Genomic DNA, 9,544 nt, shown 5'->3' with positions numbered 1-9,544 from the left:
ATCCCCCTCGCCGTACGGCCCGGCATGAACGCCGACACCAGCACCCTCGCCGCCCGACGCGGCCCGCGCAGCATCCCCATCCCCCTCGCCGTACGGCCCGGCATGAACGCCGACACCAGCACCCTCGCCGCCCGACGCGGCCCGCGCAGCATCCCCATCCCCCTCGCCGTACGACCCGGCATGAACGCCGACACCAGCACCCTCGCCGCCCGACGCGGCATGCGCAGCGGTACCGTCCACCTCGCCGCCCCGCGCGCCCTCCCCGGCGTGCGGGAAGGTTTCGTCCCGCCGTGCCGCCCCCGCACGCTCCTTGGCCACCCGGGCCGCTTCGGCCGGTGGGATCCCGGTGGCCGTCAGCCGGCACATGTCCTCGAGCATGGCGACGTCGCGGGGCGACCAGCGGCGGTGGCGGCCGTGGCCTCGTCCGGCCGGGCCGAGGTCGTAGCGCTGGTCCCACGAGCGCAGCGTCGTGGGCGAGACACCCAGGCGGCGCGCGAGCGAGCCCGAGGTGATCCCGGCACCGTCACCGGTCTCACCGGTCTCACCGCTCGAACGCTGCAGAACCGATGCGGCCTGCGAAGAGGACGGAGAAGAAGACACTGCGGGGCCCTTCGGAAAGCGATGCACATTCGATGCGAGTCGAAGTCGGCGGCCGCGCTGGCCAAGGTGAAGATCACTGGTTCGGCGACGGGAGGGCACGGGCCCATGCGCGCTCAAGGCATCACGCGGACTCTTCGGGGCGGTCGCTGGACGCCGGCCGAGGAGTCACTGCCCGATGACGAGCTCGCCGCGGGGCTCAGAACCGGGCGGGAGGCGTGTCTCGAGGCGGCCTACCGTCGCTGGGGAACGCTCGTCCACACGCTGGCGTACCGCTCCCTGGGTGACCCGCGCGAGGCCGAGGACGTGACCCAGCAGGTCTTCCTCGCGGTGTGGCGGGGCCGCGCGGGTTACAACCCCGACCGGGGCGCCGTCGCGGCGTGGATCGTCGGCATCACACGCCGCAAGATCGCTGACGCGCTGAGCGCGCGGACCCGCCGGGCCGTCCTCACCTCCGCCGCGGAGGCGATGCTGAGCATCGCGTCGCCGGTCGTGGACGACGCGGCGCACCTCACCCTGGACCGTGTCGTGGTCCGCCACGAGCTGGCGCTGCTGCCCGCGCCGCAGCGGCGCGTCCTGGAGCTCGCCTTCTTCGGGGACCTCACGCACAGCCAGATCGTGCAGGTGACGGGCTGGCCCCTGGGCACGGTCAAGAGCCACTCGCGGCGCGGCCTGACCCGGCTTCGCCGCCGTCTCGCCGCCGCCGCCGACCACGGTTAACGCCTGCCCGTCGGCGTGTGCGACGCGATCGGCACCGGCACGGGCTCCGGAGCGGCGCGGCGCGTCTCCGCCTCCCTGGCCGCCTGCGCCGGGTGGCGGCGCTGCCAGTACGGGTTGTCGTGGGACAGGCGGCTGGACACACGCCCGTACATGCCGAACGTGACGATGACCAGGCCCATCACGAAGCTGAAGACGATGTTGGTCATGCCGAAGTCGAGGACGTTCCCGGGTTTGTCCAGCAGGAAGATGTGGACGAAGCCGCTCAGCAGGAACAGGATGCCGACGGCCATGTTGATCGTGGAGGCGACATTGCCGCCGATGACGGCCCCGGCGATGAGGACGAGCCCGACGACGACCGAGACGAGGCTCAGGACGCCGTTCGTGCTCATCCCCGCGACATGCTCACCCGCGGTGTCGAAAGGGGTCAGACTGTCCGCGAAGCCGAGACAGCCGAAGACCAGGAGGACGACGCCGCAGAACGCGGCGCCCCACCGGTAGACCCGTGCCAATCTGTGGTCAAGGGGTAGTTCGTCTCTGAGCTCCATGATTGCGGGCGCCTCTCTGGTCGTCTGCCGCGCCGTGCCCCCCTCTCATCCATTCCCGCCCACCTCCTTGAACGGTTGCAGCAACCGCCGATCCGCACCATTCGGCGGCCCGCCCGGCCGCTTCGTCCGAAGGGCGCGGTGCGCAAGGTGGATCAGAGACGGATGTGGCACACGCGGGAACGCGTCACGGCGGCACGGGCCGTCGCCGCCGAACTCCGGCGGCAGGGCCGGGACTTGATCGGGACGAGCCGCTCGCCGCGGCGCCGTCCCCTGCCGACGGCCGGCGTCACCCCCGGCTCAGCCGCCGTCGGCGACGGGGTGCGCGGCGAACGCCTCGTCCTGGCTGTCGTAGACGTCGAAGATCCCCTCGGAGGCGGTCAGGGCGAGCAGCCGGCCGACCGTGGGGTGCGGTGACACGAGGACGAAGCGGCTGCCGGACTCCAGGGCGCGGCGGTGCAGACGCAGCAGCGCGTTGTACCCGGAGGAGTCGCAGAACGTGACCTGGGACAGGTCGAGGAAGACCGCGGGGCGACGGTCGAGCAGATCGCCGAGCCGGGTGTAGAGGTCCGTCGCCGAGTGCAGGTCGAGCTCGCCCTCGGCGTGCACCACGACGCCGGCGCTCCGCGACTCGTCGGTGGTCAGTTTCAGATCGCTCATGCGGCAGTGCTCCCGTGCTGGCCGAGTGCGAAGTATCCGATTGGTACCTCTTTGGAATGATATAGGCCCGTATCGCCGCGTTGTCAGGCGAGGCAGCCGCGGACGCGTACGCAGGCTCGCGGGAACTCGCGGGAAGCGGACAGTAAGGCAGACAGCAAGGCGGACAGCATCTGACCTGGATGCGGATTAGCGTCACGGCATGCCGACGACGATGCCCTTCGTGCCCTGGCCCGCCGCGAACGCCCGCCGCATGCGGCGCCAGGGTCTGCTCACACCGCTCCCCGGCTCCCCCACCGCGGTACCCGACCTCGCCGCCACCATGCTCGGCGCCCACGCCCAGGTGCTGTCCGCGGCCGAGCTGTCGCTGGGGCTGCGCATCGAAGGGGCGACGCGCGCCGACGTACGCGGAGCGCTGTGGCAGGAGCGGTCGCTCGTCAAGACGTACGGGCCGCGCGGCACCGTCCACCTCCTGGCCGCCGCCGACGCGGCGATGTGGACCGGCGCGCTCTCCTCGGTCCCCGGCGTCGGGCAGCCCACCAGGGACGCCCGGCTCACGACGGAGCAGACGGAAGCCGTCGTCACGGCCGTCGGGGACGCGCTGTCCGGCGCGGAGCTGACCGCCACCGAGCTGACGGAGGCGGTCGTGGCGCGGACCGGCCCATGGGCCGGCGATCTCGTGATGCCCGCGTTCCAGGGCATGTGGCCGCGCTGGCGGCAGGCGATGCACACGGCGGCCCACCGCGGCGTGCTCGCGTTCGGCCCGAACCGGGGACGTCAGGTCACGTACACGAACCCCGGCGTCACGCCGATGCGGCGGGAGGACGCCCTCGCCACACTGGTCCGCCGCTACCTGTACGCCTACGGTCCGGCCGCCCCGCGTCACTTCGCCAAGTGGATGGCGGCGCCCCCGGGCTGGGCGAACGCGCTCTTCGCAGAGCTGGCCGAGGACCGGCGGATCGAACCGGTGGAGTTCGAGGGCGCCGGACAGGCGTGGGTGGCGGCCGGTGACGGTGACTTCCCGGAGCCGGATACAGAAAGGGGCGAAGTGCGCCTTCTGCCCTACTTCGATGCTTTCGGGATCGCCTCACACCCCCGCGAGCTGCTCTTCCCGGGCCGGGCCTTCGAGCGCGCGCTCGCCCGCGGCCAGGCCGGGAACTATCCGCTGCTCCTCGTGGGCGGGGCGGTGGCGGGCGTCTGGCACCAGCGGCGCTCGGGCCGGCGCGTCACTGTCACGGTCGAATCTTTGAGCCACCTCACACTCGGACAGCGGGAAGAACTGGCGCGCCAGGCCGGACGCGTCGGTGAAGTCACCGACGCGAAAGCCCAGTTGGTGGTGGGACCGGTGACCGTGGGACCGCACGCCTAGCCCGCGCGTGGCCCACTTTCGGGTGGGCCGGATCTTGCGGGGCCGTTTCGCCCGTTACCCTCGCAGTGTCTAGGGCGCCAGATAGCGGGCGCCGAACACTGGAGGCAACACTTCATGCTGATCGCTCAGCGTCCTTCGTTGACCGAAGAGGTCGTCGACGAATTCCGTTCCCGGTTCGTGATCGAGCCGCTGGAGCCGGGCTTCGGCTACACCCTCGGCAACTCACTTCGCCGGACCCTTCTCTCGTCCATCCCGGGCGCTGCTGTCACCAGCATCCGCATCGACGGGGTCCTGCACGAGTTCACCACCGTGCCGGGCGTCAAGGAAGACGTCACCGACCTCATCCTCAACATCAAGCAGCTCGTCGTCTCCTCGGAGCACGACGAGCCTGTGGTGATGTACCTGCGCAAGCAGGGCCCGGGTCTGGTCACCGGCGCCGACATCGCGCCCCCGGCCGGTGTCGAGGTGCACAACCCCGACCTCGTCCTCGCCACGCTCAACGGCAAGGGCAAGCTGGAGATGGAGCTGACCGTCGAGCGCGGTCGCGGCTACGTCTCCGCCGTGCAGAACAAGCAGGTCGGTCAGGAGATCGGGCGCATCCCGGTCGACTCGATCTACTCGCCCGTTCTCAAGGTCACGTACAAGGTCGAGGCCACGCGTGTCGAGCAGCGCACCGACTTCGACAAGCTGATCGTCGACGTCGAGACCAAGCAGGCCATGCGTCCCCGTGACGCCATGGCGTCGGCCGGCAAGACCCTGGTCGAGCTGTTCGGTCTGGCGCGCGAGCTCAACGTCGACGCCGAGGGCATCGACATGGGTCCGTCCCCGACGGACGCCGCGCTCGCCGCCGATCTGGTGCTGCCGATCGAGGACCTCGACCTCACGGTCCGGTCGTACAACTGCCTGAAGCGCGAGGGCATCCACTCCGTGGGTGAGCTCGTCGCCCGCTCCGAGGCGGATCTGCTCGACATCCGCAACTTCGGTGCGAAGTCGATCGACGAGATCAAGGCGAAGCTGGCCGGTATGGGCCTCGCGCTCCGCGACAGCCCGCCCGGGTTCGACCCGACCACCGCGGCCGACACGTTCGCGGCCACCGATGACTCGGACGCCGGGTTCATCGAGACCGAGCAGTACTGAACCACGTAGTACCGCAAGGCAACTGCCGGGCCCCGGAGTGACCGCCGTCACTCCGGGGCCCGGTCGCGTCTCCGGTGGATCGCGTCCGCCCTCTTGACACTTCGGATCTTGGTCGGAAACATCGCCCGCGTTCTTTGACATCGTTATCAAGCCCTCCCCCATGGCCTGTGACACGTGTGCGTCGGACGTGTGCGTCAGATGTGCGCGACAGGCGTAAGAAGGCGACTGCATGACGACCTTTCCCTCCGCCCGCAGAGCTCTGCTCGCCGGGACCCTGGCCACCGTCCTGGCCGGCGGACTGCTCACCACCGTGGCAGCGCCCGCGCAAGCGGCGCCCGCTTCCCGTGCCCCGGCCCTCGTCAGCGATCCGGTGCGCGCGGTCGACCCCCTCATCGGCACCAGCAACGCGGGCAACACCTACCCCGGGGCGGTCCGCCCGTACGGCATGCTCTCCTGGAGCCCGCAGACCTCCACCGGCACCCAGACCAAGAACCCCGCCCCCGGCGGCTACCGCTACGACGCGACGCGGATCCGCGGCTTCTCGCTCACGCACCTCAGCGGGGTCGGCTGCTCCGGCGCGGCGGGCGACATCCCGATCATGCCGCACGTCGGCGAGGTGACCGGCTCCCCGTCCGCCGACACCGGCGACGCCACCTACGCCTCGGACTTCGGCCACGACCACGAGAAGGCCACCGCCGGGCGCTACCAGGTCGCCCTCGACAGCGGCGCGACCGCCGACCTGACCGCCACCACCCGCACGGGCACAGGACGCTTCGGCTTCCCCGACGGCAAGACGGGCTCGCTGCTGTTCCGCACGTCGAACTCGGAGAGCGGCAGCACCGACGCGCACGTACGGGTCGACGCGGCCCGCCGCACCGTCACCGGCTCCGTGGACGCGGGCAACTTCTGCGGCCCGCAGAGCGAGAACAACCGGCACCAGCTCTACACCCTGCACTTCACCGCCCACTTCGACACCCCGTTCGCCGCCACCGGCACCTGGCACGACGGCGACCTGCGCCCCGGCACCACCGAGGCATCCGGCGGCACCGGCTACGACGACAACGGCAACCCGCGGGCGGGCAAGGGCTCCGGCGCGTACGTCAGCTTCGCCAAGGACGTACGGCAGATCCAGGTCAAGGTCGGCATCTCCTACGTGAGCGCCGAGGGCGCCGAGGCCAACCTGCGCGAGGAGAACCCGGCGTCCGCCTCCTTCGCGGACACGGCCTCCGACGCGGCCGCGCAGTGGCGCGGCGAGCTGCGCAAGATCGGCGTCGGCGGCGGCACCGAGGCCCAGCGGCGCACCTTCTACACCGCCCTCTACCACTCGATGCTGGAGCCGACCGTCGCCAACGACGTGGACGGCCGGTACACGGGCGCCGACGGCCGCGCCCACCGCCTCGCCAAGGGCCGGCGCGCCCAGTACGGCACCTTCTCGGGCTGGGACCAGTACCGGGCGCAGGTCCAGCTGATGGCGTGGCTGTCGCCCGAGGCGGCGAGCGACTACGCGCAGTCCCTGTACACGTACGCCGGTCAGCGCGGCGGCGAATGGGACCGCTGGCTGCTGCAGCAGGGCAAGACCAGCGTCATGTCGGGCGACCCGTCGGCCGTGGCGCTCGCGGGCATGTACGCGTTCGGGGCCCGGGACTTCGACGTGCGCGGGGCGGTCGACTCCCTCGTCCACGCGGCGACCGTCCCGACGGCGAACGACTCGTCCGACGCGGGCTGCCAGGTCGAGTGCGTGGGCCAGCGTCCGTCCCTCGACTTCTACCTCGACCACGGCTACGTCCCCGCCGACGACTGCCACTGCTGGGGCGGCGCCGCCGAGACGCTGGAGGACGCCGCCGCGGACTACGGCCTCTCGGAGCTGACCGGGGCGCTCGGCGACCGCGACCGGCAGGCCGGCTTCCTGCGCCGCTCCGGCGCGTGGAGCAACGTGTTCGATCCGGACGCCACCCCGCAGGCCGGCTGGATGCGCGACCGCAACCGCGACGGCACCTGGGCCGGGGACACCTTCGACCCCACAACGGGCGACGGCTTCGTCGAGGGCAGCAGCGCCCGCTACACGTGGATGGTCTACTCCGACGTCGCGGGCCTCGCGCAGGCGATGGGCGGCCGGGACAAGGCCGTCGAGCGCCTGGACTCCTTCTTCCGCACGCCGGACGGCACGTTCGACTTCTCGGCGAAGGACGACACGCGTTACGACCCCACGAACGAACCGGACATCAACGCCCCCTATCTGTACGACTACCTGGGGCAGCCCGCGCGTACGCAGGAGACCGTCCGCGCCGAACTGGACCAGCTGTGGACCGACACGCCCGGCGGCATCCCGGGCAACGACGACGCGGGCACCATGTCGGCCTGGTACGTCTTCTCGGCCCTCGGCGTCTACCCGCAGGTGCCCGCCCGCGCGGACCTCGCCCTTACCTCGCCGCTGTTCCCGCGCGCGGAGGTGCGCGGCGGGCACGGCCGGACGCTGCGCATCGAGGCACCGGGGGCGGGCGCGTCGGCCCCGTACATCCAGGGTGTCCGCGTCAACGGCACGTCCTCGGACCGGACCTGGGTGCCCGCCTCGACGGTGCTGCGCGGCGGGACCCTGAAGTTCTCGCTCGGGGCGGCACCCGACAAGGAGTGGGGCACGGCCCCGCGGGACGCGCCGCCGTCGTTCCCGGCGGGCGGCTGACGCGGGCCGGGTGAGAGGGCGGGGCCGGGCTACTCGTCCCTGAGCCGTTCGAGCCCCGCCTCCCACCTCTCCCTGCGCTCCTCCTCCGACTGCTCCCACCAGGCGGGGCCCCGTTCACCGAGGGCGGTCTTGGCGACCTTGACCCGGTCGCGGGCCCGGCGCTCGGCCGCGGGGTCCTCCTGGCGGAGGGCGTCACGGACCGCGCGGCGGGCCGCCATCAGGTGCTTGCGGAGCTCCGCCGCGGCCTCCTCCGGCAGCGACGGATCCGTGGCCCGCCATGTGCGGCCGTCGATGACGACGTGGTGGCCGTCGTCGGTCGGCTCGACACTGCGTTTCTTCCGCACATCACGAGTCTGCCCCGCCGGCCGGGGTCGGCTCGGTGTCTCACACGTGTGGCCCCGCTCCGATGGCAGGGTGCCGGCGCCGCTCATACGTTTCTGCCCTGCCCTGCCCTGCCGCGCCCGTGCCACGGGCTGCCGAACTCGTCGGTCAGAGGCGGAAGTAGACGTGGGTGGTCGTCCCGTCCTCCGGGGTGCTGTGCGTCCGTACGAGGTCGGCCACCACGTTCACCAGCAGGAGCCCGCGCCCGCCGCGCTGGTCCCGGGCGGGCAGGCGGCGTCCGGCGAGCGGGTCGTCGAGGACCCCGGCGTCGCGGACCTGGCAGACGACGTGCCGGTCCTCGGCCCAGACCCCCAGCAGCCCCTCCCCGCCGCCGTGCACCACGCTGTTGGTCGTCAGCTCGGCGACGGCCAGCTCGAAGTCGTCGAGGCGGGGCTCGGCGAGGCCGAGCCCGGCCGCCCAGCGGGTGGCGTACTGGCGTACGGCCGTCAGGGTCGCCTTCGTGTACGCCGTCGCCGCCACGCCGGGCGGCGCGTGCAGGGGCTCGTTGTAGCGGGCGACCAGCGCCTGCGGGGCGTACTGCGCGCTCGGCGTCCGCGCGCCGGACCGGATGACGGCGGGGTGGGTGACATGGGCGTCGGACAGGACCGGCGCCGTCAGGCGCGTGGCGTCGTAGGGGCACAGAATCGTCACGCCGCGGCCCTCGAAAGCCAGGTTGACCAACGCCTCGTGCTGGGCGCAGGCGGGGTACTCGGCCGTGGTGCGGCCGGCCCAGATCGGCTCGCCGATGATGCGTGGCCGCCGCCCCGGGTGGCTGTCGGCGAAGGCGCGCAGCACGCGGGGGATGATCCGGCCGGGGTTGCGTCCGGCCCGCTCCATGTCGAGCAGGCGCACCCGCCCGGCCTCCTCGCCGAGTTCGGCTCTGATGAGGGCGAGGTTGGCGGCGGGCACCGCCACCGCCACGGGGTCGCCGACGGCCAGCCCCTCGCGGACGAACGCCGCTGTGCCCGCCAGGTACTCCTCTTCGTCCCGGTAGAACAGCGCCGGGTGGTCGAGGTCCAGGGGAGGAGGCGCGGACGGTACGGAGGGTGCGGGCACGGTGCTCATACGGCGGCCACCTCGATGGCTGGCAGATCGGGCCAGAAGAGTTCGAGCAGACGGCTCAGGCCGGCCGGTGGGCAGGTGAGGACCAGTCGGCGGTCGCGCCCCAGCCTCTGAGCGGTGACCGCCAGAGCCGTGGCGCCCGCCATGTCGACGAAGGTGACGTCCGAGAGTTCGAGGTGGACCGGGCCGTCGTCGCAGTGCCGCGCCAGGCGGATCAGCGCCCGCTCCCACACGTCGTGCGTGGGCAGGCAGATCTCCCCGGCGACCTTCAGCCCGGCGCGGTCCGTGAGGGGCTGGATCCGCAGCTCGGCCGCGCGTGCGCCACCTGAACCGAACACCGGACGATCCGCCCGTCCCGCCCCTGGGTCGGCCACCTCACTCCCCCGTCCTCGCGTGGTG

The 9,544-nt window shown here is 72.3% G+C and carries 10 protein-coding genes; 4 read left to right on the top strand and 6 right to left on the bottom strand.

The window, feature by feature from the left end; translation table 11 throughout:
* Positions 1-561: MerR family transcriptional regulator (locus tag ACH4RC_RS31760; RefSeq protein ID WP_398207036.1), on the bottom strand; the 561-nt coding region annotated here is incomplete at its 3' end.
* A gap of 144 nt (positions 562-705) precedes the next feature.
* Between ACH4RC_RS31760 and ACH4RC_RS31755 the strand changes: the two genes are divergently transcribed.
* Positions 706-1,317 carry a sigma-70 family RNA polymerase sigma factor gene (locus tag ACH4RC_RS31755; protein WP_398207022.1) on the top strand — a complete coding sequence of 204 codons (612 nt, stop codon included), beginning with the start codon at positions 706-708 and terminating at the stop codon, positions 1,315-1,317.
* On the opposite strand, the gene ACH4RC_RS31750 is transcribed toward ACH4RC_RS31755, so the two are convergent.
* The gene (locus ACH4RC_RS31750) at positions 1,314-1,862 is read right to left on the bottom strand and encodes a DUF4383 domain-containing protein (protein WP_398207020.1); all 549 of its coding nucleotides are present in this window, start codon (positions 1,860-1,862) and stop codon (positions 1,314-1,316) included. The genes ACH4RC_RS31755 and ACH4RC_RS31750 overlap by 4 nt on opposite strands.
* Before the next feature lie 297 nt (positions 1,863-2,159).
* Positions 2,160-2,519, bottom strand: a complete 360-nt coding sequence (locus ACH4RC_RS31745; protein ID WP_398207018.1) for an STAS domain-containing protein — start codon at positions 2,517-2,519, stop codon at positions 2,160-2,162.
* A 199-nt stretch (positions 2,520-2,718) separates the two neighbouring features.
* On the opposite strand from ACH4RC_RS31745, the gene ACH4RC_RS31740 reads away from it, so the two are divergent.
* From ACH4RC_RS31740 to ACH4RC_RS31730, 3 genes are all read left to right on the top strand, one after another.
* A complete protein-coding gene (locus ACH4RC_RS31740; RefSeq protein WP_398207016.1) occupies positions 2,719-3,885 on the top strand; it encodes a winged helix DNA-binding domain-containing protein in 1,167 nt (388 codons plus the stop codon).
* Between the two features lie 114 nt (positions 3,886-3,999).
* Positions 4,000-5,022, top strand: coding sequence for a DNA-directed RNA polymerase subunit alpha (locus ACH4RC_RS31735; RefSeq protein WP_394436534.1), 1,023 nt, complete (start codon positions 4,000-4,002; stop codon positions 5,020-5,022).
* 229 nt (positions 5,023-5,251) lie between these two features.
* Positions 5,252-7,702, top strand: coding sequence for a GH92 family glycosyl hydrolase (locus ACH4RC_RS31730; RefSeq protein WP_398207014.1), 2,451 nt, complete (start codon positions 5,252-5,254; stop codon positions 7,700-7,702).
* A gap of 29 nt (positions 7,703-7,731) precedes the next feature.
* Here the strand turns inward: ACH4RC_RS31730 and ACH4RC_RS31725 are convergent, their stop codons facing one another.
* The 3 genes from ACH4RC_RS31725 to ACH4RC_RS31715 all read right to left on the bottom strand — a co-directional run bounded on the left by ACH4RC_RS31725 (position 7,732) and on the right by ACH4RC_RS31715 (position 9,483).
* Positions 7,732-8,046: a hypothetical protein gene (locus ACH4RC_RS31725; RefSeq protein ID WP_398207013.1), complete on the bottom strand. Its 315-nt coding sequence runs from the start codon at positions 8,044-8,046 to the stop codon at positions 7,732-7,734.
* A 145-nt stretch (positions 8,047-8,191) separates the two neighbouring features.
* Positions 8,192-9,148: an anti-sigma factor RsbA family regulatory protein gene (locus tag ACH4RC_RS31720; RefSeq protein ID WP_398207011.1), complete on the bottom strand. Its 957-nt coding sequence runs from the start codon at positions 9,146-9,148 to the stop codon at positions 8,192-8,194.
* The gene (locus tag ACH4RC_RS31715) at positions 9,145-9,483 is read right to left on the bottom strand and encodes an STAS domain-containing protein (RefSeq protein WP_398207009.1); all 339 of its coding nucleotides are present in this window, start codon (positions 9,481-9,483) and stop codon (positions 9,145-9,147) included. Before ACH4RC_RS31715 ends, ACH4RC_RS31720 begins: the two co-directional genes overlap by 4 nt.
* Positions 9,484-9,544 lie beyond the last annotated feature (61 nt).

This window comes from Streptomyces sp. NPDC016845, from assembly GCF_044332585.1.
GTDB lineage: Bacteria > Actinomycetota > Actinomycetes > Streptomycetales > Streptomycetaceae > Streptomyces.
This window is presented reverse-complemented; position numbering and strand designations above follow the sequence as displayed.

What these genes read in the sequence shown, in the direction of transcription:
- ACH4RC_RS31755 (WP_398207022.1), top strand. Translation starts at nt 706, where the DNA reads ATGCGCGCTCAAGGCATCACGCGGACTCTTCGGGGCGGTCGCTGGACG.
- ACH4RC_RS31750 (WP_398207020.1), bottom strand. Translation starts at nt 1,862, where the DNA reads ATGGAGCTCAGAGACGAACTACCCCTTGACCACAGATTGGCACGGGTC.
- ACH4RC_RS31745 (WP_398207018.1), bottom strand. Translation starts at nt 2,519, where the DNA reads ATGAGCGATCTGAAACTGACCACCGACGAGTCGCGGAGCGCCGGCGTC.
- ACH4RC_RS31740 (WP_398207016.1), top strand. Translation starts at nt 2,719, where the DNA reads ATGCCGACGACGATGCCCTTCGTGCCCTGGCCCGCCGCGAACGCCCGC.
- ACH4RC_RS31735 (WP_394436534.1), top strand. Translation starts at nt 4,000, where the DNA reads ATGCTGATCGCTCAGCGTCCTTCGTTGACCGAAGAGGTCGTCGACGAA.
- ACH4RC_RS31730 (WP_398207014.1), top strand. Translation starts at nt 5,252, where the DNA reads ATGACGACCTTTCCCTCCGCCCGCAGAGCTCTGCTCGCCGGGACCCTG.
- ACH4RC_RS31720 (WP_398207011.1), bottom strand. Translation starts at nt 9,148, where the DNA reads ATGAGCACCGTGCCCGCACCCTCCGTACCGTCCGCGCCTCCTCCCCTG.